This window comes from Parasporobacterium paucivorans DSM 15970, from assembly GCF_900141895.1.
GTDB classification, from domain to species: Bacteria; Bacillota; Clostridia; order Lachnospirales; family Lachnospiraceae; genus Parasporobacterium; species Parasporobacterium paucivorans.
The window spans coordinates 82249-108939 of the sequence record NZ_FQYT01000007.1 but is presented as its reverse complement, the minus strand read 5'-3'; the positions used below and the strand labels follow the sequence as shown (position 1 = coordinate 108939).

Sequence of the window (26691 nt, the reverse complement as noted above, 5' to 3'; positions counted from 1 at the left end):
GTGTTTATTGCATAATTAATCTGAAACGTTTTGCAGTCCCAAACTGTAACACCTAAAAATGCAAAAAACCATTGTAACACCCCTCCCAAACCGCTATCCTTGAGTTTGACTAGAACTTGAGGAGGTACAGGAAGGAATGTTATCAATGGACGATATCAAGTATATCAAACGAATGCATGATTGTGAAGGCGTTTCCATTAGAGAAATCATGCGACGGACAGGTTATCATTATGAAACTGTCAAGAAATACCTGGATATGGAGGACTTTAACCTGCCCCTGAATCCACCGAAGGAACTGCCCTCTCTGCTTGATCCGCTTAAACCGGTTATTGATGGGTGGCTTATGGAGGATTTGAAAGCACCACGCAAACAACGTCATACAGCCAAGCGTGTTTATACCCGGCTGCAGGAAGAATACCCTGCCGAATTAGAGGTAAAATATCGCACCGTTCAGTATTATGTGTCTGAAAAGAAAAAAGAAATATTCAAATTTTCTCAGAAGGCGTACCTACCGCTCTATCATCCACCGGGTGAAGCACAGGTGGATTTTGGACATTTCTCTTACTGCAACAATCTTGGAGAAATGATAGATGCCTTAAAGCTAACCGTTTCTTTTCCTCACAGCAACAAAGCCTACTGCCAGATATTCGGTGGTGAGAACCAGGAATGCCTGCTTCAGGGAATGAAAAACATCTTCGAATATATAGGACTTGTCCCATACCGCATGGTATTTGACAATCTCTCCACTGCAGTTGCCCACATGGGCAAGGGGCATGACCGGACCATGACGGATGGATTCAAACGCTTCATGACACACTATCATATCGAGCCGGTATTCTGTAACGGTGCCGCAGGATGGGAAAAGGGAAATGTTGAAAATAAAGTTGGTTACGAACGCAGAAACATGTTTGTGCCGGTCCCAACGATTCTCGATTTTGGCCAATTTAACGTTCAATTGTTTGAGACCTGCGAAAAAGATGCTGCCAGAACTCATTATGCAAAGGGGACTGGGATTGATATATTGTTCGAAGAAGATAAAAAAGCCATGCTTCCTCTGAATGCGATTCCTTTCGAAGTTTGCTGTTTCACGTCCCGAATTACAGATAAATACGCCAAGGTGACCTTTGATGACAATCTGTATTCTTCTTCTCCTAAACACGTGAAGGAGCCTGTTTATATAAGAGCCACTAGTGACAAAGTCTATCTCTTGAACCAGTCCTATGAAGTTATCATGGATCACCCACGTCTTTATGGGAAGGGAAAAGAATCCATGAAATGGCTGCCTTATATCGAATTAATGGCAAAGCGGCCAACCGCACTGAAATACACAACCTTCTATGAAGAGCTGCCTGATAACTGGAGAAAATATCTGGGCAGACTGGATCTAGAAGGAAAGAGAAAAGGTCTTAACTCTCTTTATACCATGCTGGCTAAGCATGATATGCGTACCGCGTCTGAAGCGCTGAATTTTGCGTTGAGCAATGGAGTCCAGGATGCTGCCAGCATTCTTGCCAGCTATCGCACGCTCACCTCAAATGTGCAGCCATTGCAACCAATGCAACTGAAAAGCACCATCATCCAGATGCCGGCTTTTAAACCGGATAACAATAAGTATGATAATCTCTTTCGTCAGGAGGCCCTCTCCCGATGAAAGAGAAACTATATGAATGCTGCAAAGAACTGCGGCTAAGCACTACCTTTGCAGAGAATGCCGTCGACTTAACGGGTGATACAAACCAGGATTACCTGCTCAAAGTGCTTCATGCAGAGATCGACTACCGAAACAACAAACGCAGGAATCTCCACTTGAAGCAGGCTGGTTTTGATAACATAAAAACTTTTGAGAATTATCAGTTTGATAAAATCACAATTCCAAACACACTGACCATTGATACCTTAAAGTCCCTCGACTTTATAGGACTTCAGGAAAATCTCGTACTCTACGGAAGAAACGGTGCCGGCAAGAGCCACATGGCAACGGCACTTGGTGTAGAGGCCTGTATGCAGGGGAAGAAAGTGAAGTTCTATAAAACAGCTACTCTGGTCAATGAACTGACGGATGCGAAATCAAACGGATCCCTGGTGAAAGTATTAAAGCGTCTGGGCAAGCTGGATCTGCTGATATGTGACGAGTGGGGATATCTTCCGTTTGATTCGGAAGGATCCCAGTTATTATTTCAGGTAATCGCAGACTGTTATGAAAAACGCAGCCTGATCATTACAACAAATATAGAATTCAGTAAGTGGAACGGTATCTTCTATGATGACCAGCTGACTGCCGCCTTGATAGACCGGCTGGTACATCACAGCCATCTGATTGTCTTTGACCGGGACAGCTGGAGATTTGAGCATTCCCTTATGAAGAATTCGGCAACTAAATAACCCGGAGGGGTGTTACACTTTTGCATTGCAATTCGTTACACTTTGCTATTGCAAAAAACAGAAATGTGGGCATGCCTTCAGATGATTTACCGCCAAAACTACGATATCGATATCAATAAGTTAACTGAAAGTAATGGAAAAATAGCCTAACTACCGCTTCAGAGTAATCATGCAATAACAATTTGTTCACACTTTGTTCATGGTGTCAGGTACCTTGCTACGCTACCTTGTGCTACGCTACCTTGTAAGTTTTTTAATCCATTTGTCATATTTTCTGACTCGCAGAAAGGTAGGAAGGCATTTAAATATCTGGTCTGACTGTATTATGATTACTACGCCTACAACTGACCAATGCCACCAGAATGCACTCATAAAAGACAATGGAATAACTATAACCCAGGTACTTACCATATTCATTATCATAACAAATTTGGCGTCTCCACCACCGCGTATCACACCCATACTGACAGGCATCTGATAAGACATTCCAACCATGATAATACTCATGACAATAATGAGCATATCCGCAAGATTCATCGCTGTATCTGCAAGGCTATAGAAACTAAGCAGCGGTCCTCTAAGAAGAAAAAGTCCTAAGCCTAAAAGAATACCAATTAAAACGTCAATCACTTGCAATGTACGGGCTTGTGCTTTGATTTCATTCATATTACCTCTTCCTATTGCCATTCCTATGACTACTGCTGATGCAGAGCTCTGAGCAACCACTATTACCTTTAGATACTGATAGAAAGTAGTTGCAACAGAGTTTGCAGCTATTGCATCAGAGGAAAGATGTCCCAAAATTGCTGTTTGCATGGGCACGGAAACCGCCCATAAAACCTGTGAAAGGATAACAGGGATAGCTATCTTTGTATAATCGGCTGTAAGTATTTTATCTCTTTTCAAAAAGTTGGTTTTAAACAGATTGAGTTTTTTATCCTTAAATAAGATATAAAATATTACAATTGTAAGCTCCAGAATTCTTGCTACCAAGGTTCCAATGGCTGCACCTCTGACTCCAAGTCTTGGCATTCCAAACCGGCCATAGATAAGAACGTAGTTAATCATTACGTTCACAATTAATGCTATGACTGAGATTATAAAGGAAATGCGGACTGTTTCCACGCTGCGCAGGGCTGACATAAGGATAGATGATATGAAAAACAGTATAAATGTATATTTCATTATTGATAAATAAGCAGCTCCTTCAGCAATAATGGCAGGGTCATTTGTAAATATGGTAAGTACCTGAACAGGAATTACCGTTACAACAATAAATATAACAGCACCGCAGATTACCCCAAGTTTTAAGGCGATGCCGGTAAGTACACCGATAGATTCCGGACGTTTTTGTCCCCAGTACTGGGATGCAAGCACTACCAAGGCTTCTCCTATTGCCAATGCAAACTGTTGCACAACAAAAAAAATCTGGTTTACCGTTGCAGCTCCAGCCAATGCATCCTGTCCATAATTGCCCAGCATAATATTGTCAGTCATATTAACACTATAGGAGACAATATTCTGTAATCCAACAATAATAAGCAGGCGAAACAGAGTGCTATAAAACGATTTTTCTCTAGTAAAAAATTTAGTTTTTTCCATGATGATTTCCTCTTTTTCTAATGATATCCCGGCAATATGCTTTTGACTTAGAATTTCACACATGGTAGAATTATAATATCATTTTTTTTGTAATTCTACTACAATGATACTGGAAAGTATAATTATATCGCCAAGAAGAGGTTGTAACATGTATGTATCTTATATTGATGTAGATTCTAATCTGCAATCCATATTACAATATGGGACTCCACAATTCCCAGTAAGGTGTTTTATGGATGTATTTTCGAGATTATTAAACAACAGGCTAAACTGGCATTGGCATACGGAGTTGGAATTAGTCGTTATTCTTCAGGGTACCGTTCGGTATTATCTCGGAGAACAGTGCATTATCTTGAGTACAGGTGATGGCGTATTCATAAACTCTGGTACGATGCACAGCGCGGAACCTGATCTCGAGTGTGATGATGCAATCATGTTCGCTGTTGCATTTTCACCAGAATTCATTATGGCTCCGCACAGCCTGGTTTATCAAAACTGTGTGGCTCCCTTTATTGCAAACAGCGGATTTCCGGGCACGGGTCTTTACGGCAAGATTCCATGGCAACGACGAATTCTGGATGCAATAAAATCTCTGAGCATTTTGGAAGCAAACCCTACATTTAGTTATGAACTGCAATATCATAATAATATCTGTCTTGCGTGGCTAGAGATAATAACCAATCTGGGCGAATCACTAAAAGGGGAAAGAAAAAAAAGCCCGCCAGACGTAAGACGGACAAAACTAATGATGGAGTATATCCATTCACATTATTCGGAAGATATTTCAATAACTGATATATCAGAATCCGCCAATATCAGTAAGAGCGAATGCTTCCGCTGCTTCAGAAAGGTACTGGGCAAAAAACCATTTGAATATCTGATTGAATATCGTCTGGAACAAGCCATTAAACAAATTTCTGTTTCAGACAGATCCATATCTGAAATTGCTGCAGACTGCGGGTTTAACCATCACAGCTACTTTGGCAAGCAATTTAAAAAGTTTACAGGAAATACACCAAATGAATACCGGAAGTCTGTTCGACTGCGGCATGCGGGAGAGTCCGCATTAAAATGACAGGAATGGATGGGGACTGGATGTGGACCAGGCGCAGTAACTCTCAATATCAGGTAGCTCCGCTGTTTTTTGCAAGAGCCAGTTCCAAAAAGTTGCGAGCAGAAAATACAGAACGTTGCACTCTGCATTTTCCATAGTTTTGCAAGACAGGATTTCTCCTTTTTATACAGCAGAAATCCTGAATTGCAGGCTGGTTAACGGTTACTTTATTGCGTTCTCGGATATGGAACGGTACAGATCGTTGATGCTGGATTCCTTCATTCGATTGCTGGCACCGGGGAATAACAAAAGATGGCAGTGATGGAGCAACCGGTCGAGCATCGCGGCTGTCATCTGTTCATCATAAAGGATATTTGCCCACCTTGAAAACTCGAGATTCGTATTAAGTATAATGCTTTTCTGCTCATAGCAGTCCGATATGATCTCAAAGAGCAGCTGCGCACCGGTCCTGTCCAAAGGGACGTAACCGTATTCATCCAGGATGATGACCTCCGCCTTATTCAGCTTTTTCAGGAAGGCGCTTAATGTACCTGCCTTCTTTGCCTCTGAAAGTCTGTTCACCAAGGCTGCCGTCCGGAAAAACTTTACCGGAATCCCCTGTTTACAGGCGGATATGCCGAGGGCTGTTGACAGCATAGTCTTTCCTGTGCCTGTGCCTCCATACATGATAAGGTTTTTCTTTTCATGGATAAAAACCAGGGATTTCAGGCTTTCTACAGTGAGATCGGATGGCAGGGTTATCTCATCAAAACGGTATCCATCGAAAGTTTTAACGGCATTAAACCCAGCACTGCTGACCAACTTTTCTGTCCGGGTCTGCGTTCGATACTCCAGTTCGGATGACAAAAGGTTGTAGAGGTACTCCTGATGGCTTCTGCCTTCGGAAAACTGGGCTCTTTCCGCAAGGTTGCGGCTCAGTCTGAGCCGCCTGCAACATTCGGAAATCTCGTTATCTAACATTTGCGATGCCCTCCTTTCTTCCCAGGAATGCATCATATGCAATGAGGTTTGCCTGTATCTGTGCCATTTGCGGAATCCCCTGGTTCAGCCGCATCGGAGGAAGTTCGGGTACATCTGAGTACAGTCTTCGGTAAAGGTTTTTAAGGCTGTCGCTATCCGTTGCCTGATACTGTACTGCCTGTTTTACTGTATTTACGGCACTTTCAAAACCGGTATGTTCGGTCAGTTCGGCAAGCACCTTCAGCACCTGTCCTACTTCTTTGTTTGAGCAGGAATCAAGGTATTCTTTCACTGTCTTCGGCATCATCTCATAGATGCCTGTATATTTCAAAGCACGGGGGCGTACGGAGAGCTGCTTAAGGTATGGCAGCCAGTCCATCTGCTGTTGTTTAAACGCTCCATACAAACGCTTGTGACGGACGATTTCCCGGTAGTTCTCATCCTGGATAATCACCAGGGATGATGTGAACACTACGCTGACGGTCGTATCGGCATGCCTGGGGGAAACCGAATACTCATGCAGGCCTTTGTTTAAATAGACCTTTCCCCATTTGTTGGCCTTCAGCGTGGTGCGTCCTGTCAGGTCAAAGGGGATAATGGGCAGTGGGTGGCAGGCTTTCAGATCAGACCGGAACAGCTCCTCTATGGTTTCGTTATGGCGATAGTGTTCGCGGTCTGCATCTTCTTCACACATGGTGAGAAGCTGGCTGTTGAAATCCGAAAGGGAAATGAAGTGCGGTACCGGCACCAGGAGGTTCCTGCGGTGGTACCCGACTTTGTTCTCTACGTTTCCTTTTTCGTGCCCCTCGCCCGGATTCATGAACACAGCCCGAAAGTTGTAATGTTCCTGAAAACGACTGAATTTTTCCGTTATGTTCCTGCCCCCACCATGGATAATCTCTGAGACAATGCTCCTTGTATTATCGAACCATAATTCATGAGGGACACAGCCAATATGTCGGAAGATGGCATCCAACCCCTCCAGGAGGCACTCCGAGTTTTCTCCATAAAACAGCTGCAGGTATCCCTTGTTACTACAGGGAAATGATACTTCCAGGTATTTCCCCATAATACATTTGCTGTTTTCATAAAACTGTGCCGTTCCAAAATCAACCTGGGCTTCTCCGGGTTTGTGCTCAAGCGGAAGGTAGGCATCCTTTTTGCCCGCGTAAATCAGCTTCTTTTTATGAGCAACATATTCAGCAACAGTTCGATAGGAACAGTCAAACAGCTCCACCTCTTTTTTTAAACGGTTGTAGACACGCTTTGCTGTGTGCCGCTGCTTTCTGGGTGCTGACTTATCAGCTTCCAGCCATTCATCAATGGCTGGCTTATATGGATCCAGCTTTGGACAGAATCTTTGTTCCGAGGCAGGTTTTGGAAGCGGTTCGTTGAAATCTTTTTGATCGATATATTTACGGACGGTCCTCCAGTCTAGATTTAAAGCAGCTGCGATTTGTGAGATGTTTTCTCCTTTTGCAAAGTAGCGAAATCTGATATCATGTATTTGATCCATTGTGAGCATTCTCCATTGTCCTCCCTGTTTTCTTTGGTCAGATACAAGGATATAGGACTGTACTGGTGCCTGCAATGGATTTTTTGCATTATTATGGAAAATGCAACTTGCAACACTATGGATTTTTCTCTCGCAACTTACTACGTATTTATCTTACAACAAACACTCCGCCGCATCGGACAACATCCTTTAATTAGTCGCACCGAAAAACTTGTAGTTTTTTAAATTTTTGGCCTAGTATCCCCAAAAACTCAGGCAACTGCATTTGCCTGTCTTCATCTTTGATGACTTCAAAATCCAGCATGTTTGGTATACGGACATCGGGATGCGAATATAAATCCACTTCAACAATCACACGGTGCACTATTTTGCCGGAATATCCAAAATTAATTAAAACGTCTTAGATTTTAGGGGCAGTGTCAAGTGCCCGGTTCAACAACAGGATCCTCCACGACTGGCTCTTCAACTACAGGATCCTCCACGACTGGCTCTTCTGCAACAATGGGTTCTTCAACAACAGGTTCCTCCACAATAGGTTCTTCTGCGACAGCGGGTTCTCCTGCTACAGGTTCTATAATATTGTTATTCTCCATCTGTGCCATGGCCGTGGTTTGCACTTCCGTTGAATTTGCAGTTGTTGAATTCGTTTTTTTAACATTTTTAATTTGTAATGTGGTTTTGGAAATACTCGACTCTTCAACTATTGCAGTTGTTTCCACTTGAATGGCAGCTTCTTCCACGATGGTAACTTCTTCCACAGACTCCTCTGTCGCTACAGTAGTAGTTTCTTTCAATGCAGAAACCTCGATATCATTTCCTCTTGCTGCATGAATTGACACCGACACAATTCCTACTATTATTACCGCACTGGTAGCTATTACTGCAGCTTTAGTTGTCTCTGATGAATTTCGAATAAACTTTTCAATTTTCTCTTTCATGCCTTTTGCTCCCATTTTTTGTGATTGCACGTTGGAATTATTTGCAAATAAGTAAAAGGTGATTTTCTAGTTGCCAGTTCCATAAATAGCCGTCTGCAGCTGATTGATGTTTACGTTGAAATCTATGCCCAGCACCTGCATACCTCTTATATTCAGGCTGGTATACTTGTTCTCATAAGGGATGCTCCACTGTACAATATCATAATTTTTATAATCCTTCATATCCATCATCAGTCTGAGCATCGTACTTTCTGGCATATCCGTCGTTACAGCTGGCAGCAAATCATCAAGCAAGCTCATCAGCTTAGTCAGACCCAGGTTTTCAACATTTTGGAAAGTCGCTTCCATTACTTTTCGTTGTCTCGATGTCCGCTCAAAATCAGCGTTCCCCACATAACGTACTCTTGAGTAGGCCAGTGCCTGCTTTCCGCTTAAATGAATTGTACCTGCATCTGCAGCCGTTAGCTTCCCATCGTTTGAAGAAAGCTTCAACAGTTTGTTTAATTCACTAATATAATTATTCATTACATTGATTTCGGCTGCACTGACGTTTAGAGTCACGCCTCCGGTTGCATCTATTATTTCCATAAAAGCAAAGAAATCAATTGCCACATAATTATCAATTTTAACCTTGAAATTCTGCTCTATGGTATCAATCAACAGGCCGGCGCCTCCATAGCTGTAAGCTGCATTCAAGCGGTTTTTCGCAGACAATCCCGGAATCTGCAGATAAATATCCCGTAAAAAAGAAGTAGATATGATTTGATTTGTTTTTGTATTAATGGACACCAAGATCATCGAATCCGAACGGCCGCCACCACCCTGTGTCCTGGTATCACATCCGATCACCAGGATATTCCTTACATCTTTACTGTCCGCAAGCGCTGCATTTTTTATATTCTCATCAATCAACCCCTCTAAATAAGCCACATCAGATGGATCCGCCTCTGGAAGACCTGTTCCTTCATCCTCATCCAAATCAGATGTCTCCTTTATCTCATACCCCTCCACATTTTCATAATTCACTTTATTCAGAAAATAATGTGCTACAACATATGTTCCCGTAATTGCTATGATTACCAGGGCAACAATAGCAGATACCCCAAACATGATTTTCTTTTTATTGCTGGTCTTTTTTTCTTTCATTGCTATAATCCCCTTTTGGTTATGAATAAATTTCTTTTTATTATGCTCTATTTCATTGAATTAATCAATGATTTTAGTGCTTTAATGGTATATCCCTTCAACGCAAATATATACTGTATCAATTTCACTCTGTGATTTCTACCCATTTTTAAAACTTATTACCTTTTTTGAACACGCAAGCCCCAGAAACATCCATAATATATAGGCAAACATGATGACTTCGTTATTAAAAAATCCTATTACATAAAACCCTGTCAAAGAAGCTGTCAATGGCAGATAAATATCGGAATGTCTGATTCTTGAAGTCGCCTTTTTTAAGATAATACCCACAAAACCGATATAGACAAGCAGGGATGGAATCCCCGTCGTTACTGCAGTCTGCAGATATTCATTATGCACTTTGCTCCAGTTATAAAACCCAATTTCACCGCAGTTCTTCAAGACATCTTTTTCATAGAATGTCCTGAGAGCAACAGATACATTATCAGGCCCAACGCCAAATAAAGGTCTCGCCTTTATTAATTCAATCGCCTTTTTCCAGATGTATATCCTGCCTGAACCAGCACCATCTGCATCATCCGCATCTTTCGCAACTTTTGAAAAATCCAGAAAAATTGAAATAAATCTTGCTCCAAAACTATTTTCATTCGTCAGCGAAAATAGTATAAGCAATAAAACGGATGCAGAAATAACATAAAGTGTTTTCCTTTTCTCCTCCCCAGTTGTTTTATGATTCTTCACTTTAAAGATAAAATATATACATAAACTAACAAAAAAACCGATCCAGGCTCCCCTCGTATTCGTGCACAATAGGGCAAAAAACATAATATTGTAAAACCAGAATCCTAAAACATGTTTCTTTTCAATGTACACATACACTGCAAAAGGGATGAGCAGCACTAAATACGTGCCGAGATGATTGGGCTGCCCCATGGAAGAAAAAGATGAATGCATTTTGACAAGAATTTCAGCATAAAAATGTACGGGCACAGGGTCAAATCCATATACCTGCAGGATTCCATGAATACTAATTATGGTTCCAGTTAAAATCATAATCAGAATGAAATTCTTACCGAGTGTTTCTATTTTCCGGGAACACGAAAAAACAAAAAAATAAATCGTTAATGCCACCAGTCCTTCAAAGCGAACCGTAGAGCCAAAAATAGCCGTAGTCCTGTCCAATGCGAAGAATGTAGAAATAATAAGCAGAATATAGAGAGCCAGCAAAAATTTGTTCTCTGTGTCAAATTCAAACAAGGGGTGCGCCTGTTTTCTAAACAGTATAATGGATGCCACTAAAAAGACGGATATTGTAATCAGGAAAACCAGTTTCGGGAAATACGAATTCAGCGTCCCTCCGATTGGCACATACAGTAGAGGTGTTACTGATGCAAAAACGAGCAGCCAAAATTTTATAACCGATTGAAATTCAAATTTCTCATTTTGCATTTTCATATACTTCCGTCTCCTTGTCCTTCAGGAAAACCGGTTCCTTTAATCGTTCAAACAACCCCATTTATATCCTCCTTCTACTTCCCTCCACAGCACTTCTTATATTTCTTGCCACTGCCACAGGGGCATGGATCATTCCTGCCGATTTTTTCCCTCCTGGTATCAGTTCCGCCAAACTCAAAGGGCTTAACCGGCAGGGGTCTTAAATGTGGCTTCTCAAATTTCTCATGGATTTCATTAGGTGTATGACCGTTATTCTCCCATATCCGGACATTATTGAGTAGATCCATAATAAGATTCATAACATCGCTGACCTGTTTCTGGTCCTTGAAATGGATTTGTCTTTGATTAAAGGCATCAAGGATGGTCTGCATACCCACTCCAAACTGGCACATACCCTGAATGTCATCACACAGCCATTCTGCCTTCTCATCCCCTTCTTTAAAGAAGTTCTTCTCCACAAACTTGAGCAGAGCAGTATACTGCCTGTTCCTTTCAAAGTATAATTCATCCACATAGTTCAGGAGTTCATCCTCTCCAGGAACATAGTACGGCTTGTCTGCTTTCTTCCTCAGCATCAAATCAAATTCCTTGTTTTCCAAAATAATCTCTTTGACAAAATAGTCTTTATGAATTTGGATGAATGAATCTCCCAGATCTTTTGTTGGTTTGCTGAGATAGGCTTCCACATCCTCAATGGTGATTGGATCCTCATTCTGGCTGTTATAAATCTCCAGCACTTTATTCTTGTGGACCAAACCATATAGGTTTGTCAGTGCTATGATATATTTTATTAATTTATTCATCGCGTTACTCCATTCAATAATTGGTATTCAATGATCCGGCAAGTCATGACACAACATGTACATTAAACAAATAACTTGTTTCGCACTCTCCACCGATTGTGATATACTTTCACTTTTGGAGGAGGGTTATGGCTAAAGCAGGACTTTTAAAACATCACGCACAACTAAATGATCTGCTGGAAGACATCCGCACTACAGGCACAAGACCCCGCGAGGTTTTTTTCACCTTTATCCCTATTTATTTTACACTGTACACCTTGAATGAGCAATTCATTTCATTCTGGGTGCTTTTTTATTGTTAGACAAAAATGCTGGCCCCTATACACCGGACAACAGCTCTGATTTATCAGCAGGAAAGATTCTGAGCGTTTTCTGGAAGTCTTGCTGTAGCAGTCTTTGTTTGCGATTATTTCAGATGCTTTTGGACTGTCCGGTTAAATGGTGTCAGACCCATACTGGCAATTATGGTACAGAACTGTCTACGCTTAACCTGTAATATTACCGCTACCGGCTCAAGACTCGCTTCAAGTGCTGTGATTAGCAGCTTACTTGATGGGAGTTCCATCCATCGGATTATACGCCCTTAGCTGGACGCACGGTCAGGCACCCTCGCGAAGGGAGTGTGCGACCGGAGCATCCTCTAATGACTCATCGTTTTTCCACCCGTGCTACGCCTTGATATAGAACTTTTTTCATTTGTAACTTTATTGGATAATACACATAATACAGTGATCCCTGTACAAGTATAAATACCATTTTAGCAAGACGCGAGGGGTTATAATACTTCAAAAATAAATATCGGAGAGACGAATACATAATCTTTCCATTTTGAATGACCTTAGATTCATCTTCTATACTGTATTGATGATTATGATAGTATTTATATCTAGTATCTATTAGCTCTTTCTTGCCAAGTTGTTTTATTTTAATTCCAAGTATTGTTTCTTCCCCATACAAAAATACGTTCTCATCAAAGTATTCTACGTCTTGAAAGACCTGTCTTTTTACAATGAAAAAGCTTCCATGTATAGCCTCTACAATTCTGTATGGTCCTTTCATCTTTGCATTTCTTTTCTTTTTTCTTGCGAATACTGTTCTTGCAAATACTCTATCCCAGGCATTCGGAATTAACCATCCACTTCTCTCTTCTTGAATTGCACCCTGTTCAATCATTAAAGGCGCAATTGCAGCGGAAGAACTTTCTCTTTCAAAATCAAAAAGCATATCTGTGAATACTCGTTCATCAGTTACTAATGCATCCGGATTCATTATGGAAATATATTCCAAATCCGGATTGATTTCTAATGCTTTTTTTATTCCACAATTGTTTCCGTATGAGTAACCGCCATTTTTATTTGTCTTAATCAAATGAACAGATTCCGTCCATTGAAATGTATCAGATAAAACAGAAAACGAATCATTCGGTGAATTATTATCAACAATAACAATCATGAGCTTTACATCTAAAGAAAGCAGTTGGGTAACGCACTTTATCGTATCTTCGTATTTTTTATAATTCAACACAATAATTGCTGTCTCTGCTTTATTCATATGGTCATCATCCCTTCTCTAAGACAGCTGAATCCAAGTAACAGAATGCCTCTTTCCGAATGTCTTCAATCATCCTGTTTACCGAATCATAATCAATTGGAATCATCAAATCTTCAGCCTTTAGTTCTTCTCCAATCACGTAGCGACTTTCGAGTCCCAAGACACTTAACAATGAACTGGAACGATCATCATCTTTATCCTGAACAATATTATGTCTGCAATTGCAAAATTGCTTATTAAACAAACAGGAGAATACTGTTCCATGAAAAGAATCCGTTACTACATAAGCAGCATTACTAATCATATTCACGAAAGCCAATGGATCCGCCTTCTCCCACAGTTTAAAGCCATACTTTTCCAGACCACATATGTTCCATTCTTTTCTCTCAATCACATATACGGGCATTTTGAGCTTATTCGAAGCCTCTTGGAGAGCTTTATTAATCCTTTTATTTCCATAATTAAAGGCATAATAGAAAATGTACTTTTCTTCAATTTGTTGTACCGGCAAAAGGCGTCTCCAATCATCGGGAACATAAAGCATTGTCGGGTCAGCAATTATCTTAACCTCTCTACCCGTTAACTGCTCCAGCCATTTTTTTCCATTCGGTTCTCTAATTGACAAATGAGAAAACTCCATTAAACACTTTCTGTATTGAGCAAGATTCTTCTTAGCAGTATTAATGTTCACGGCCCCTAAACTTGGTGAATACGATATCTTTCGAGCCGCAGTCGGAAATGCCAAAAAATATGCCATATCATTGTCGCGGCATCGAATATTCCAAACCTGATCACCACCTGCAACTAATAAATCGTATCTATCATGCAGTTCTTTCAGCTGATAAAATGATTTATAGAATTTCGGTGTTAACTTGAAATATTTGCCTTTAAAGATTTCAAAATCGTTCTGCATAATTCTGATCTCTTTACGGTAAGGAAATACCCGCAGATTTCTCTTGAGCACACGCGGTCTGAGGTGTGTATCAACTACACTATACATTTGTCTTTGACCTCTGCTAGAAAAATCAACTATTTCCACATCTGCGCCGTATCTTTCTTTTAATATATTTTGTAATGCAAATGCCTGTAACATGGACCCACAATTCAATGAGGCATGAAATGTTACTATACCAATCTTCATTTTACTTCTCCACCTTTCGTGATAGCAGAAATCATCTCAACAATACCACTATCTACATCCAAATCAAATTTTCTCGCAAAAAGATATTCAGAATCTTTAATTAACTGATAATCTTCTAGACGGAAAATATATGGATTTCCTCGTTCCCAATCAATAAGTCGCAGAAAATTATCTCCTGAGATATTTCCTCGATATTCTGAATTATAAGCTATCGTTTGGATAAACAGCTCATCAGCACAGACCGAATGTCTGAACCATTTTTCAATATTTTTCTCTTGAGAAATAATGTATTTAGCCAGTTCTCCTGTAATACTAAACCAATTTGCTCCCTTTTTAATCTTTATGTTCTCGGGAATTCGCTTAACCTTCAAGAATTGCTGCATTTTAATACCAATCCAATTTATAACTCTATATATATTCATCTTTTCATGACGTGCCAATTGTTCTTGGAACAGCCAATAATATTTGCATCTTTTCTCTATTTCATTTTGTGACTCTGATGCCACAATCTCCATGTATTCATTTCCACTATTCCTAGAAAAAAAGTCATGAATTTCATCTTGTGATTTTATCGGAAGATCAACGCCAGATAATAAATGCAAGTAATCATAAGTAAAGTATTCTACAGCTCTCTTTATCAACTGAAACTCACAATTAATCTGACTATATCCCCCCCAAGTTACGGACGTTCTTGTCACGATAAAAACTTTCGAGTATCTAAGGTTAGGTAGTAACATATCATTATCAAACTGAGCTTTACGATCAATATGCAAAAAAATATCATTACGAGGATCATCAAGTAGATCAAGCAAGATCTTTAACTGATCAAATTTTCCGTGAGCCATTATCAGATATGCATGTTTTCCCATAGAATCTCCTCGCTTTTTATAATCATTTGCATCTCATAAATCTGTGGATACTAACTAATTCAGAATAAGTTCTGACATTTTTAATGCGGCTTCAACAACTTGGTCCATATCATAGTACTTATACTCGCCGAGACGTCCACCAAAGATGACCTTCTTTTCTTCATCAGCAAGCCTCTTATACTCTGCATAAAGACTTCCGTTCTTTTTATCATTAACAGGATAGTAAGGCTCATCTCCCGATTTCCACTCAGACGAATACTCACGGCTGATGATGGTTCTGGGAAGATCGTTGCCAGATTCATCCTTGCCAAATTCGAACCATTTATGCTCAATAATGCGAGTCCATGGTGTTTCGAAGTCTGTGTAGTTGACTGCAGCATTTCCCTGGAAATTCGGCTTATCAAGAATCTCGTTTTCAAAACGCACTGAACGATACTCAAGTGTTCCGAGCTTGTATTCAAAGTATGCATCTATAGGACCTGTATAAACTACCTTATCTGCAAGTGCGTCGTATTCTGCTTTATTTTCAAGGTAATCAACGCCTAATCTTACTTCTATACCCTTAAGCATGTTCTCAACCATCTTAGTATAACCACCGATAGGGATGCCCTGGTAGAGTGCATTGAAGTAATTGTTATCAAAAGTAAGTCTTACAGGAAGTCGCTTAATGATGAAAGCAGGAAGCTCCTTGCAGTCACGTCCCCATTGCTTCTCAGTATATCCTTTTATAAGCTTCTCATAGATATCTCTTCCAACAAGACTGATTGCCTGCTCCTCAAGATTCCGAGGCTCACCTGTGATTTCCTTCTTCTGTTCTTCAATCTTTGCAGCTGCTTCCTCAGGGGTTACAACTCCCCACATCTTGTTGAAGGTATACATGTTAAAGGGCATTGAGTAAAGCTCACCCTTATAGTTTGCAACGGGAGAATTTGTAAATCTGTTAAAGGTCGCAAACTCCTGAAGATAATTCCATACCTTAGTATTGTTCGTATGTAAAATATGGGCTCCGTATTTATGGAAATGAATACCCTCAATTTTCTCTGTATAAACATTGCCCGCGATATTCGGGCGCTTATCAAATACAAGCACTGTTTTACCATGTGCCTTTGCCTCATAGGCAAACACCGCACCATAAAGACCGGCGCCTACAACTAAATAATCGTACATTGTGCCATCCTCCACTTATCAAATCTGCATATTATTTTTTTCTTTCATCACTCTTTCCCAAAACTGAATGCAAGGTATCTACAACGAGACTGTCTTTCATAGCAAGAAGCGCTATTAAATATATAACTCCACCCGCTACAATAAGAACAATCAATCCTAATGCATTAATCTCTAAAAATCGTTTTATAAACAGAAGAGCAACAAACATACATCCACCCGCAAGCAAATATCGAGAAGCACTTCCAAATACAGTCTTAAACTCAAGTACACCTTTTTTTCGGCATAAAATTAATTGAACGGTCGAAACAAGAACCTCCGCTACCAAAGTTCCAACAGCGGCTCCGATTGAATGAAATCTTGGAATCATAATTAGGTTAATAACTAAATTTACGAATGCACCGGTGATAACTGAGATATTATACTCTTTATGTAAATGGCTAGGTAATAATAATTGATTACCAGTAATGCTACTCATACTTATGGCAATTATGATAGGGGCTAAGATATACATAAGAATGATAGACTTATCATAACCTGGTCCAAAGAAAACAGGAACAAAGGTAGTTGCTATGCTTATCATTCCGAGAGACATCGGAATGCTCAACAACCACGCAAATGAATATGATTTTTTCAAATAATAATTAAATTGATTCTTATTGCCCTCGGCAAACCATTTTGACATTCGCGGCAGCATAACAGTGCATAATGAAGTAATCACCATCAAGCACATCTTTACCATGTTTTCTGTTTGATTGAAATAACCATTTTCCGCTGAACCAGTTGAAAACCAACCAATCATTGTTTTATCCAATAACGTATACATCTGTATTGCTATTGTTGGAACAAATAAGACCAAAATATCCTTCAATTCACGAAATGGGCGAACCTCGCTGATTGCAACTTTCTCGATATATTTAGGCATAAGGAAAAGGGTCCAAATATTAGCCATTATTGTTAATCCAACAAACGATAAGCAGTATATTGGGAGATCACTTGACGTTTTTACAAAAGTAAATATCACTACGACATTAACGATCCGTATCAACAAATTTCTACCAACAACAGTCACAAAATCTTCCATCCCTTGGTAAAACCAAGTAACATCGAACGCAACACATAGTATGTATATTAGATATATTTGAGAAATTAACAGATTATTTGGCTTTAACACCAACAAATAGCCAATATAACTCAAACTAGCAACAACCGTAGTTATCACCCTAAAAAGTAGCACATCCCAAAAAACAACCGAGCGCATATGCTTATCATCTTGATAACTCGCTACTTTTCTTTGAGCATAAGTACCTGATCCCATAATTGCAAACAATGTAAAATATGAAGCCATCGAAATTACATAACTGTTGGCGCCTACACCTTCTGCACCTAATACACGTGACAAATATGGAGTGGTACTCAACGGGATTAATATTGTCAAACACTGATAACTCATATTTAGAATATAGTTCAGCTTGATACTACGTTTCATACACTTCCTCCCCTTCCATCAGAAAATTCTACTAATGTCACTTGCAAATGCTACTTTTTCAGCTCTGACAAATTCTCTATAAGATTCAAATTTGCTATCATTTGTGGCATAATCATCTAAGCAAGCTCTAATTTTGGCAATGACTTTTTCTTCCACTTGATCTTCTTTTTCATCAAATTTATACTCTTTAGGAATCCTTACATCTTCAGAAAATGCAGCCGAACCACGTCGTCCCGTAATAATACAACATCCCGAAATAGCAGCTTCTCTCGGAAAACGATCTTTACCAGGATGATTACCAAAATCAATATATACCATACTTTCTTGCATAAGGTTCATAACCTGCTCTGTGGTCATGTTTTGTATTTGTCTCCAGTTTAATTCTGGTGCTAACGCTATCAATTTTTGGGTAAATGCAAATCCTTTAGCCGGATTATAAAGCACATATTTTTTTTTCAATTGTCTATCAAGTTGATTCTCACGCAAAACATAAATATCGTTAATGTAATCTGACAAATAAGCGATAGATGCTTCCGGAATACCCATTTTCTGAATAAAGTCAATTGCGTAATAGGACTGACACAAATGCATATCAGCTAATTTAACAAATTTTCTAAGATGAGTGCTTTTTCCTTTCATCATTAGACTAAGTGCAGTTTTAAATCCTTGAATACGCATCCTCCCAGCAAACCCATCACGAGCCACATAATTGTCCACGCTCAACCACCAAATATACTTCTTAATTCTCTTAAATTCTGCTAGTTTATCGCAAGCCACTTCTGATACAACCAAAATATTATCCAGCTCATCTACTATATCCTTGGACAACAGATAAGTTGCGACATACTCAGAAAAAGCTTCTGGCATGGGTGATTTCCCTTCTGTTTCACCCGTATAGACTATTGCTGCTTCCTTATTCTGTTTATTTAATTGATACACCAATTGATGTAGTAATTCTGTTCCGCCCGTTTTAATATTTGCAGGGCACATTACATAAATCATATTACTTACTCCTTATCTTTTTCTAATATGAAATTGCTCTCGTAATCTAACATTGCCATTAAAATTGGAAGCGCAATTGAAAAATTGAAACACAGCGGCCATAGTGAAAAACACCCAATTATGTCAATAAGGAAAAATTGTAGATAGCAAGTTCTTGTTGTTTGTTTGTGTATTCTCCATCCTTTTACAAATATATCTCTATACAAGATAATAAACCATAATATTCCCAATAACCCATAACAAAACAAATTTCCTACAAGACCCACATCGGTTGTGTAGTATGTCCAATATCCAATTGTTGGACTACTTATTGATTGTGCTATTTCAGCAGTAGAAGGGTAACCGTATCCTAATATTAATAGCATGGGGCTTTGAGTTACCATATCTAAATAATATTCTTTTTCAACATTACGAACAGAAATCGTGTCTGCGCTCAAGCCTGTTCCAGATCCAAACACAATATCTAACGCATCCATACCAATTTGGCTATTAATAACAACGAAAAAACCAATTAAAACTACAACTATACTCACTATTTTTTTCGATACAGATGCTCTTCTTAGTAGTAGGCATATTGTAATAGATCCTACCATTGCTAATGTAGCCATTCTTCCTTTTGTAACAACTGCTAATAAAAAGAAATACCCCATCAAAACTAACAAAAATATTTTTTTGTCTTTACGTTTTCCATAGCTTCCAATAAGGTTATCAACAAGAAAGCCCGAAATAATCGCAAGAAAACAGCTACTCAATCTTAACCTATGGCCACCATATCTTTGATTAATATTTGTGTATAAAAAAGTAACCCTATCAATCAAAAGATACTGCACTGAACATATTAGAATGTAAATAACCGCAAACACAACAAGCGTATTAACCACCTGTCTTACAGTTATTTTTTTTCGCTTTATCCAAATATATATTGGATAAAACAGCAACATGCAAGAAATCCAATCTCTTTGAGCCAGTATTCCACTAAATATAGATTGTCCATATGTTAAATATCCCGCTATGCTACTAGAAATCATTAATAATAGTGCGCCAAACGGAAGAGCTTTCAAAAGAGTCGATGTAGTAAACTCACTTCTATGATTAATAAATGTATATACAACAAGACCTATACGAAATAGAAATAACCAATCAATATAACTAACCCCCAAGAAATATGTAGTATAACGATTAATCAAGTAAAAGCAATCCAGCTCTAGAACAATCATCAAAAACAGAAGAAGGCAGTATTTATTAACTTTAATTTTCAACTATATTACCTCCTTAATGGTTAAAAGTAAAACTAATACAGCGATACATTCGCCAACTCATCAGTCTCTTTCTCAACTTACTCTTTTTCGATGTATATTGTCTATTCATCATTTCGCTATACCAACCGTATTTTTTAACACATTCATAGATCTTTTTATTTGTATATCCTTGTTTTGACAGTTTACCACAGCAATTTGTTATAATCTGAAGCATAGTCTCATAACTCTCTTGATAATGGGGCTCGGAGAGATGCAACATTTTTAGTACTGTAAGCATTTTTGAAAAAGTCAAATCATGATAGCGAACTGTATTCATTGTGACCTTCGATTGTCCCAAGCCGATTGGATTAATAGTGTGGCAATAAATCATCTTTCCTATCATTTTAGCTGACCGTACGTATGTGATATATTGCAAAGAAAAAATTAAATCTTCTCCTAAATTTACTCCCAACGGAAAACTAATGTTGAAGGTTTCGATAATACTCTTTTTATATATCTTATCCCAAGGCTCATTTAATCTACACGTAAATAATAACGTATAAATATCATCCAAACCTTTCCTATCAGGTAATTGTTTATCTTCGAAATACGGCCGAAGATTGATTTGCTTATCTTCCCCCACAATAGTAGCGCCAAAGAAAACAATATCTATCGGCTCTTTAATAAGAGAAAGAACTGTTCTAATATAATCATTTGCAACATAGTCATCACTATCAACAAACGTTATGTACTCTCCTTGGGCATGAATTATCCCCTTATTTCTTGCTGAGCTAACTCCACCATTCTCTTTATGTATTACTCTAATATTGTTGCTTATTTGACACAGTTGCTCACATATGTCAGCAGATTTATCTTTTGAGCCATCATTAACCAATATTAATTCCGTTTCAGGTGTCAATTGCTCCACAATTGTCATCATATTCTTTTGTAAGAAACTCTCCGCATTATACACGGGAACAATTACACTCAGTTTCATTTACTTCCTCACTCGACTTTTTATTTTATTTACAGTAGTTTTAATACCATTTCTCTTAAAATAGGCATATACTCGTTTGGTTACACTTGGAACCAATCTTATATAGCAATACATCATTTTGATAATTCCTAGCTTCTTTTCATAGTCTCTGACCGAAATTATTTTTTTCTGGTCTATTCCAATATTAACCAGTTGCTCTTTAACCTCTTCAAATATAACTGTATTTGGTAAAACAATATACTGGTGTGGCAAAAACTTAACTACATCCGGGGTTACGATTAATCTATAATTTGCTTTTAAAAACTTAATCTCCTGACAAGTAGTAAGATATCCCCTTACATTAAATAATTCGGCAAGTATAGTAATCTTATTTGATGGATTCGGAAAAATACATTCTTTTCCTCTTATTCCATCCATCCACACAACAATTGGTTTTAAGAAGGCTTTTTCTCTTTTTTCTCTTTCAGAGTTATATGCACGGACAGCCATTTCTTGTCCAGTTTTTATTACTCTTTTTACCAGGCTCTCTTTTGCCAGTGCTGCATACTTCATATTAATTGTTTCTGGCTTACAGAAAGACAAATCAATAGGATTATATATTACCTCACCTTCATAGCCTCCGTAAGAAGCCTCAACAGCGGTAGTCCTCATATTTTCACCGCGTTCTATCATTGCCATTTGATTGGTTCTTTGAGCTGTTTCAAAATTATTCTCCATTGTTGCAATATCTCGCATCGTGTAACAACTCGTTTTTGAAACTAGCTGCAATTCGCTAATTGCTCTATAATGAGCTAATCGAAGATTATCTATTTCTTTTATTTCAACCTTGTCATTTCCAAATACCGTATGATGCCCCATTGAAAGCGTAAGTTTCATTTCATCAAAGTATTTTGCCGGGATAATCGCTTTTGTTACTGGAGTACCATCCGAATAATTCCACGCAGGTTTAGAAAAGCAATAATTCATCTTTCGTGGAACAAATACTTCATCTTGGTCGTCTTTATCTGTCATGACAAACCATTGCCAATGTATATAATAGATTCTATCTAAAGCTAATTTTTCCAGTATCCTTCTAGGGTTTTCGTTTCCTGTAAGAAACTCATCAGAATCTAACGGCAAGATTATATCCGGTTTCAATTCGTCTATTGTTTTGCGTAAATATTTATTATCAAGTCTGAACTGGTTATAAGCTTCCAAAGACTCATCATGAACAGTGATATTGTAGCCTTCACTTATGAGCCTATTAATTATTTCAATCGTACTATCGGTGCATCCATTATCAATAATGACCATGTGATCCACAAAATTATAGTTGTACCGAATAAACGACTCTATAATCTCACTTTCATTATTTACCATAGTAAATGATACTATTTTCATCTTATTCTCCTTATTCAAGTACAATGTCATCGTTCATGAAAACAATGTTCGTTATCATTTTTTTGAATCGTTCTCCCAGCACCACCTGATAATTCATTTAATTGATTCTTTTGGTGGCACATCAGCATCTACCCTTTTAGCTAATAAATCTTCATACTTGTCAATAACCCACGCAGAGTTACCACCCACTATTGCTCCTTCTGGAACATCTTTAGTCATAACGCTTCCTGCTACACTAATGGCATTAGAGCCCATCTTTACATTGTGAAGAAATGTACTATTAGCACCAATTGTAACATTATCACTGTTTTCTATATTTCTAACGTATTAATTTACTGATACCCCCCAATTCATCAAGTCGATGGATAAAATTCCAGTTTACCATATGATTTAATACATCATGCGTGCGGAAAGTCACATTTACGGCAACACATACATTATTATACATTCTTACTAAATAGGTTCACTTGGTATATTAGTTGGATGCCAATAATAATGCTCTACCATTCCACAAAACATATTTTTCTGTTTTAATAATGCAACTCTTTTGTTTACTTCACGAAGAGTCATCAGTTTCAAACGAATGAATATTTTTTCTGGTATTATTCTCATATTATCTGCTTCTCTCCAATTTGTTCCTTTTGTCCATTACAATGCTCCCCGCTGGAACATTTTTTGTCACTAACGTACCCGCGCCAATCACAGAACCCCTTCCAATAGTCACTCCGTCGAGTATTGTGACATTACTTCCAATCCAACATTCATCTTCAATATTAATGCCCTTCTGATTGACACCTTGACTCTTAATGCTAATCTCCGTATCAGAAAAATTATGATTCTCCGCAAACAAACTACACTTTGGTCCGAACATTACATTCTTACCTATCGTAATCTTTCCGGAACACCCAACATATCCATACGGACCAATAGAACTATGTTCACCCATCACTAATCCTTGTCCGAAATCTCCGCCATAATAACTTGACGGACGAATCATTACTCCTCGGCTGATAGTCACATAATCGCCAAGTATTATACCATCCAAGCACAAACCATGAATTTCGGCATAGTCTTCAAATTTAACATTCTTCCCACAAGAAATGTGCTTCCCATGAGAAACCTGAACATGTCTTCCTACCAGAAGTAGTCCCGATGCTTTCTTTAAGAACAGACGCTTCCACAAACCTCTTCCAGCTTTTATGCCTGTTCTGATAAGGATATTCACTTTGTCTATATTACTAACGTTGGAGTCAAATCCCATGCTCATATCTCCTATTTCTATTTCAAATTCTTATAAATACTAATAAGCTGCTGGTAGTTGTCTTCCGGAAGATATTTTGCTTCGTAATCCGCCCTTGCATTGTTTCCAAGGGTCTTGCATTCTTCCGGCGTATTCCAAAGTTCTTTCACTTTCTTGACAAACCCATCAACATCACCAAGTTTTACCTTGTATCCATTGACTCCGTTCTCAATAGCTTCAACAGAAAAACCTAAATCAGTTGCAATCAAAGCTTTGCCAAGGCTCTCTGTTTCGATTTCAACCATGGAGCAACCTTCATACCAGATACTTGGGAAGATTACAAATTCTCCTCCTTTTACGATACTCAAACACTTATCATGCTGCGTATACCCCAAGAAAAAAACATTATTCTTTTTATCAGCCCATTCCTTAAACTCAGCTTCGAGTGGTCCACCACCCATTACAACTAATGGAATGTCGGCGATTTGATCCCAAATTCTCATAAGAATGCATATGCCTTTTTCCTCACCAATACGTCCATAGAATACCACATAGTGTTCAGGCAATCCTTCAACCTTAATAGCTTTCAGATTAGCCTCCACATCGGGAACAAAATTGTACTTCTTGACAATCTTTTTTTCATAAAACCCAATATTTTTTAAAAGGCTGATCTGGTTTTCGTTAAGACAAATGTATTTATCAATTTGCTTATAAAAACTCTTTCTAATTCTATGATATTTAAAAATACCTGCTACCAGAAAACTTTGTAGCCTGCTTCCCTTAAAACATCCATATTTGCACATACGAAAATAGTGTCCATCTCCACACTCATTGCAAAGTTCTGTTCCTCTCAGAGAAGTAGAACAAGGACATACAAAGCGGGTATCATGGAGAGTGACCACAACTTTACGCCCCGCTCGTTTAGATGCGTACAGGATTGAGGGCGATAACAGCGGAAAAAATGTATGAATGTGAACTACATCTGGTTTTTCTTTCTTTATTATATTTTGAACAGCTCTATAATTTTTGAAAGACCAGAGCATTCCGAGGGTTTTTATGATTTTTCCGACAACACCGGAATTATCAAATTCATCATTGGTTACAGAATATCTAACCACCATATTTCCATGTTCTTCAAGCAGTGCCGTCTCACTTTTAAAGACTTGATCGTCACCACTTGCAGAACCTTTTCTATGATAATTATGTATCGCAAGTATTTTCATCGTCTATCCTCTTTCCACAATAATAGGAGCCACAAACTCCCTAACCATGGCCTTGTCCCTTTTCAGATACAAAGCAATTCATTCCTTCTGGCTCTCATTTCATCGTATCGTTACCCTCAACTGGTACAATCACAGTAAACACACTCACCTATTCTCATGTCATGACTCGAAACAGATACACACTGCACCCCAAAACAAACGAAAACAGTGCTCTCACTTAAGTGTTTGCCCCTGCTCCAATTTACTTTACTTAGTGCCCCTTCTTCAGTCCTAGGAAAACCTTTTCATACTCATCTACAATGAACTGCCAGCTATAAGCGTTAGCAATACGCTTCTTCGCCTGCGCTCCAAGCTCCACAATCTCATCAGCGCTCCTTTTATCACACTTATCAATCAGCGCAGCCAAATTGCCGTCTTCCTTTGTCCAATAAAGAGCATTTTCCTCAGCCACTTCACGATTAAACCCTACATCTAACAACAGATTCAGGTCTGTAGACCCTAGTGCCTCCAAAAGACTAGGATTTGTACCACCGACCTCATGGCCGTGGAAATATCCATAAGCATTCTCACGAATCTTTTTAAGCAGTTCCTGATCGTAGACTGTACCAACGAAAACAATCCTCTTATCCGTCTTGTATTGCAGCTTCACTTCCAATTTGTCAAGGAACCTGTCATTGGCATTGGTGATGATAGCGAAGTCATGTGTGGACTTAGACTTCATGAACTCATGAATCATAGTCTCGTAATTATTCTCCGGTACGAATCTCCCTACTACAAGATAATAATCCTTTTTCGATAACCCTTTTTCTTTATACCAATTCAATAATATTTCTGAATCATCATTCAAATCACTTTTCTCAGTTTCAGCACCATAAGCAATATATACTGTTTTTGGATTGTATCTTTTATAACTCGTCCTAATATACTTTTCAATATTTTTGCTATCACAAACAGCTAAATCACAATGCCTAATCATCAACTGCTCGGAAATTTTCCAATATTTGCGAACAGACGCACTCCATTTTGCTCGCATCCATTCATGTCCATCCGGATTAACGTATACCCTGCCACTTAGCTTATGTATTCTCTTTTGGAAGTGTGCAGCAAACGGTCCAATACGGCATGCAAGTATATATACAATTGGATTCTTAATATCATATCTCTTTATGTATTTGCAACATTGACTAAGAGCCACAACATCATAGTAAATAGCCTTAGCCGGTCCTATATCAGGAATATGAATCTTAAAACATCTTGCATTACGATAAACAAATTCTGAATCACTCACCCTCTTAATGTCTTCGAGTTTTGACTCATCCATGCATCCATCGCCGTTTGCCTTACACGCCACATGATATTTGATTTTTTCGTTATTTTGGTGATACTCAGTCAGCTTGTTTATGAAAGTCTCATAGCCCCCATAGGCACCAAGGCTTTTTGCACCGACTAAAAAAACGTGCTGTACATCTTCAATCCTCTGCATAATTCTTTTCTCCACAACTCATTATTAAAAGAACATT

General features: G+C 38.6%; 24 protein-coding genes. 4 read left to right on the top strand and 20 right to left on the bottom strand.

Annotated features, from left to right (window positions below; translation table 11 throughout):
• Positions 1-136 precede the first annotated feature (136 nt).
• Positions 137-1651, top strand: a complete 1515-nt coding sequence (gene istA, locus BUA79_RS04540) for an IS21 family transposase (RefSeq protein ID WP_073993174.1) — start codon at positions 137-139, stop codon at positions 1649-1651.
• Positions 1648-2382 carry an IS21-like element helper ATPase IstB gene (gene istB, locus BUA79_RS04535; RefSeq protein WP_073993173.1) on the top strand — a complete coding sequence of 245 codons (735 nt, stop codon included), beginning with the start codon at positions 1648-1650 and terminating at the stop codon, positions 2380-2382. The genes istA (BUA79_RS04540) and istB (BUA79_RS04535) overlap by 4 nt, the downstream gene beginning before the upstream one ends.
• A 237-nt stretch (positions 2383-2619) precedes the next feature.
• Here the strand turns inward: istB (BUA79_RS04535) and BUA79_RS04530 are convergent, their stop codons facing one another.
• Positions 2620-3984, bottom strand: a complete 1365-nt coding sequence (locus tag BUA79_RS04530; RefSeq protein WP_073993172.1) for an MATE family efflux transporter — start codon at positions 3982-3984, stop codon at positions 2620-2622.
• 232 nt (positions 3985-4216) lie between these two features.
• On the opposite strand from BUA79_RS04530, the gene BUA79_RS04525 reads away from it, so the two are divergent.
• Positions 4217-5059, top strand: coding sequence for an AraC family transcriptional regulator (locus tag BUA79_RS04525; RefSeq protein ID WP_178138533.1), 843 nt, complete (start codon positions 4217-4219; stop codon positions 5057-5059).
• Between the two features lie 201 nt (positions 5060-5260).
• On the opposite strand, the gene istB (BUA79_RS04520) is transcribed toward BUA79_RS04525, so the two are convergent.
• From istB (BUA79_RS04520) to BUA79_RS12965, 6 genes are all read right to left on the bottom strand, one after another.
• Entirely contained in the window at positions 5261-6019 is a 759-nt protein-coding gene (gene istB, locus BUA79_RS04520; protein WP_073993170.1) for an IS21-like element helper ATPase IstB, read from the bottom strand.
• Positions 6009-7535 carry an IS21 family transposase gene (istA, locus tag BUA79_RS04515; RefSeq protein ID WP_094757312.1) on the bottom strand — a complete coding sequence of 509 codons (1527 nt, stop codon included), beginning with the start codon at positions 7533-7535 and terminating at the stop codon, positions 6009-6011. The genes istB (BUA79_RS04520) and istA (BUA79_RS04515) overlap by 11 nt, the downstream gene beginning before the upstream one ends.
• Before the next feature lie 419 nt (positions 7536-7954).
• Positions 7955-8473 (bottom strand): hypothetical protein, encoded by a 519-nt coding sequence (locus BUA79_RS12455; protein ID WP_073993168.1) that lies wholly within the window; start codon positions 8471-8473, stop codon positions 7955-7957.
• Between the two features lie 66 nt (positions 8474-8539).
• Positions 8540-9619, bottom strand: a complete 1080-nt coding sequence (locus BUA79_RS04505) for an LCP family protein (RefSeq protein WP_073993167.1) — start codon at positions 9617-9619, stop codon at positions 8540-8542.
• Between the two features lie 138 nt (positions 9620-9757).
• Complete coding sequence (locus BUA79_RS04500; protein WP_073993166.1) at positions 9758-11074, bottom strand: O-antigen ligase family protein; 1317 nt, start codon at positions 11072-11074, stop codon at positions 9758-9760.
• A 74-nt stretch (positions 11075-11148) separates the two neighbouring features.
• A complete protein-coding gene (locus BUA79_RS12965; protein ID WP_073993165.1) occupies positions 11149-11877 on the bottom strand; it encodes an SEC-C domain-containing protein in 729 nt (242 codons plus the stop codon).
• A 128-nt stretch (positions 11878-12005) separates the two neighbouring features.
• On the opposite strand from BUA79_RS12965, the gene BUA79_RS12450 reads away from it, so the two are divergent.
• Positions 12006-12179 carry a hypothetical protein gene (locus BUA79_RS12450; protein WP_178138531.1) on the top strand — a complete coding sequence of 58 codons (174 nt, stop codon included), beginning with the start codon at positions 12006-12008 and terminating at the stop codon, positions 12177-12179.
• A 346-nt stretch (positions 12180-12525) separates the two neighbouring features.
• Here BUA79_RS12450 and BUA79_RS04490 read toward each other — a convergent pair whose 3' ends face one another.
• The 13 genes from BUA79_RS04490 to cps2T all read right to left on the bottom strand — a co-directional run bounded on the left by BUA79_RS04490 (position 12526) and on the right by cps2T (position 26654).
• A complete protein-coding gene (locus tag BUA79_RS04490) occupies positions 12526-13428 on the bottom strand; it encodes a glycosyltransferase (RefSeq protein ID WP_073993164.1) in 903 nt (300 codons plus the stop codon).
• Positions 13429-13435: 7 nt separating this feature from the next.
• Positions 13436-14569 (bottom strand): polysaccharide pyruvyl transferase family protein, encoded by a 1134-nt coding sequence (locus BUA79_RS04485; RefSeq protein WP_073993163.1) that lies wholly within the window; start codon positions 14567-14569, stop codon positions 13436-13438.
• A complete protein-coding gene (locus tag BUA79_RS04480; RefSeq protein ID WP_073993162.1) occupies positions 14566-15438 on the bottom strand; it encodes a beta-1,6-N-acetylglucosaminyltransferase in 873 nt (290 codons plus the stop codon). Before BUA79_RS04480 ends, BUA79_RS04485 begins: the two co-directional genes overlap by 4 nt.
• Before the next feature lie 54 nt (positions 15439-15492).
• Complete coding sequence (glf, locus tag BUA79_RS04475; RefSeq protein ID WP_073993161.1) at positions 15493-16605, bottom strand: UDP-galactopyranose mutase; 1113 nt, start codon at positions 16603-16605, stop codon at positions 15493-15495.
• A 31-nt stretch (positions 16606-16636) separates the two neighbouring features.
• Positions 16637-18091 carry an oligosaccharide flippase family protein gene (locus BUA79_RS04470; RefSeq protein ID WP_073993160.1) on the bottom strand — a complete coding sequence of 485 codons (1455 nt, stop codon included), beginning with the start codon at positions 18089-18091 and terminating at the stop codon, positions 16637-16639.
• Positions 18092-18109: 18 nt separating this feature from the next.
• Positions 18110-19093 carry a hypothetical protein gene (locus BUA79_RS04465; RefSeq protein WP_073993159.1) on the bottom strand — a complete coding sequence of 328 codons (984 nt, stop codon included), beginning with the start codon at positions 19091-19093 and terminating at the stop codon, positions 18110-18112.
• Positions 19094-19098: 5 nt separating this feature from the next.
• Positions 19099-20352: a hypothetical protein gene (locus BUA79_RS04460; protein WP_073993158.1), complete on the bottom strand. Its 1254-nt coding sequence runs from the start codon at positions 20350-20352 to the stop codon at positions 19099-19101.
• A 13-nt stretch (positions 20353-20365) separates the two neighbouring features.
• Complete coding sequence (locus tag BUA79_RS04455; protein WP_073993157.1) at positions 20366-21328, bottom strand: glycosyltransferase family 2 protein; 963 nt, start codon at positions 21326-21328, stop codon at positions 20366-20368.
• Positions 21329-22708: a glycosyltransferase family 2 protein gene (locus tag BUA79_RS04450; RefSeq protein ID WP_073993156.1), complete on the bottom strand. Its 1380-nt coding sequence runs from the start codon at positions 22706-22708 to the stop codon at positions 21329-21331.
• A gap of 93 nt (positions 22709-22801) precedes the next feature.
• Entirely contained in the window at positions 22802-22927 is a 126-nt protein-coding gene (locus BUA79_RS12785) for a hypothetical protein (protein ID WP_278308903.1), read from the bottom strand.
• Between the two features lie 394 nt (positions 22928-23321).
• A complete protein-coding gene (locus BUA79_RS04445; protein ID WP_073993155.1) occupies positions 23322-23969 on the bottom strand; it encodes an acyltransferase in 648 nt (215 codons plus the stop codon).
• A 17-nt stretch (positions 23970-23986) separates the two neighbouring features.
• Positions 23987-25171, bottom strand: a complete 1185-nt coding sequence (locus BUA79_RS04440; protein WP_073993154.1) for a glycosyltransferase family 4 protein — start codon at positions 25169-25171, stop codon at positions 23987-23989.
• Between the two features lie 250 nt (positions 25172-25421).
• Complete coding sequence (gene cps2T, locus BUA79_RS04435) at positions 25422-26654, bottom strand: beta 1-4 rhamnosyltransferase Cps2T (RefSeq protein WP_073993153.1); 1233 nt, start codon at positions 26652-26654, stop codon at positions 25422-25424.
• Positions 26655-26691: the final 37 nt, after the last annotated feature.

What these genes read in the sequence shown, in the direction of transcription:
- BUA79_RS04450 (WP_073993156.1), bottom strand. Translation starts at nt 22,708, where the DNA reads ATGAAAATAGTATCATTTACTATGGTAAATAATGAAAGTGAGATTATA.
- istB (WP_073993173.1), top strand. Translation starts at nt 1,648, where the DNA reads ATGAAAGAGAAACTATATGAATGCTGCAAAGAACTGCGGCTAAGCACT.
- BUA79_RS04465 (WP_073993159.1), bottom strand. Translation starts at nt 19,093, where the DNA reads ATGATTTATGTAATGTGCCCTGCAAATATTAAAACGGGCGGAACAGAA.
- glf (WP_073993161.1), bottom strand. Translation starts at nt 16,605, where the DNA reads ATGTACGATTATTTAGTTGTAGGCGCCGGTCTTTATGGTGCGGTGTTT.
- cps2T (WP_073993153.1), bottom strand. Translation starts at nt 26,654, where the DNA reads ATGCAGAGGATTGAAGATGTACAGCACGTTTTTTTAGTCGGTGCAAAA.
- BUA79_RS04525 (WP_178138533.1), top strand. Translation starts at nt 4,217, where the DNA reads ATGGATGTATTTTCGAGATTATTAAACAACAGGCTAAACTGGCATTGG.
- BUA79_RS04505 (WP_073993167.1), bottom strand. Translation starts at nt 9,619, where the DNA reads ATGAAAGAAAAAAAGACCAGCAATAAAAAGAAAATCATGTTTGGGGTA.
- BUA79_RS12455 (WP_073993168.1), bottom strand. Translation starts at nt 8,473, where the DNA reads ATGAAAGAGAAAATTGAAAAGTTTATTCGAAATTCATCAGAGACAACT.
- BUA79_RS04480 (WP_073993162.1), bottom strand. Translation starts at nt 15,438, where the DNA reads ATGGGAAAACATGCATATCTGATAATGGCTCACGGAAAATTTGATCAG.
- BUA79_RS04455 (WP_073993157.1), bottom strand. Translation starts at nt 21,328, where the DNA reads ATGAAACTGAGTGTAATTGTTCCCGTGTATAATGCGGAGAGTTTCTTA.
- BUA79_RS04500 (WP_073993166.1), bottom strand. Translation starts at nt 11,074, where the DNA reads ATGAAAATGCAAAATGAGAAATTTGAATTTCAATCGGTTATAAAATTT.
- istA (WP_094757312.1), bottom strand. Translation starts at nt 7,535, where the DNA reads ATGGATCAAATACATGATATCAGATTTCGCTACTTTGCAAAAGGAGAA.
- BUA79_RS04530 (WP_073993172.1), bottom strand. Translation starts at nt 3,984, where the DNA reads ATGGAAAAAACTAAATTTTTTACTAGAGAAAAATCGTTTTATAGCACT.
- BUA79_RS04490 (WP_073993164.1), bottom strand. Translation starts at nt 13,428, where the DNA reads ATGAATAAAGCAGAGACAGCAATTATTGTGTTGAATTATAAAAAATAC.
- BUA79_RS12965 (WP_073993165.1), bottom strand. Translation starts at nt 11,877, where the DNA reads ATGAATAAATTAATAAAATATATCATAGCACTGACAAACCTATATGGT.
- BUA79_RS12785 (WP_278308903.1), bottom strand. Translation starts at nt 22,927, where the DNA reads ATGACTAAAGATGTTCCAGAAGGAGCAATAGTGGGTGGTAACTCTGCG.
- BUA79_RS04445 (WP_073993155.1), bottom strand. Translation starts at nt 23,969, where the DNA reads ATGGGATTTGACTCCAACGTTAGTAATATAGACAAAGTGAATATCCTT.
- BUA79_RS04440 (WP_073993154.1), bottom strand. Translation starts at nt 25,171, where the DNA reads ATGAAAATACTTGCGATACATAATTATCATAGAAAAGGTTCTGCAAGT.
- istB (WP_073993170.1), bottom strand. Translation starts at nt 6,019, where the DNA reads ATGTTAGATAACGAGATTTCCGAATGTTGCAGGCGGCTCAGACTGAGC.
- BUA79_RS04485 (WP_073993163.1), bottom strand. Translation starts at nt 14,569, where the DNA reads ATGAAGATTGGTATAGTAACATTTCATGCCTCATTGAATTGTGGGTCC.
- BUA79_RS12450 (WP_178138531.1), top strand. Translation starts at nt 12,006, where the DNA reads ATGGCTAAAGCAGGACTTTTAAAACATCACGCACAACTAAATGATCTG.
- istA (WP_073993174.1), top strand. Translation starts at nt 137, where the DNA reads ATGTTATCAATGGACGATATCAAGTATATCAAACGAATGCATGATTGT.
- BUA79_RS04470 (WP_073993160.1), bottom strand. Translation starts at nt 18,091, where the DNA reads ATGAAACGTAGTATCAAGCTGAACTATATTCTAAATATGAGTTATCAG.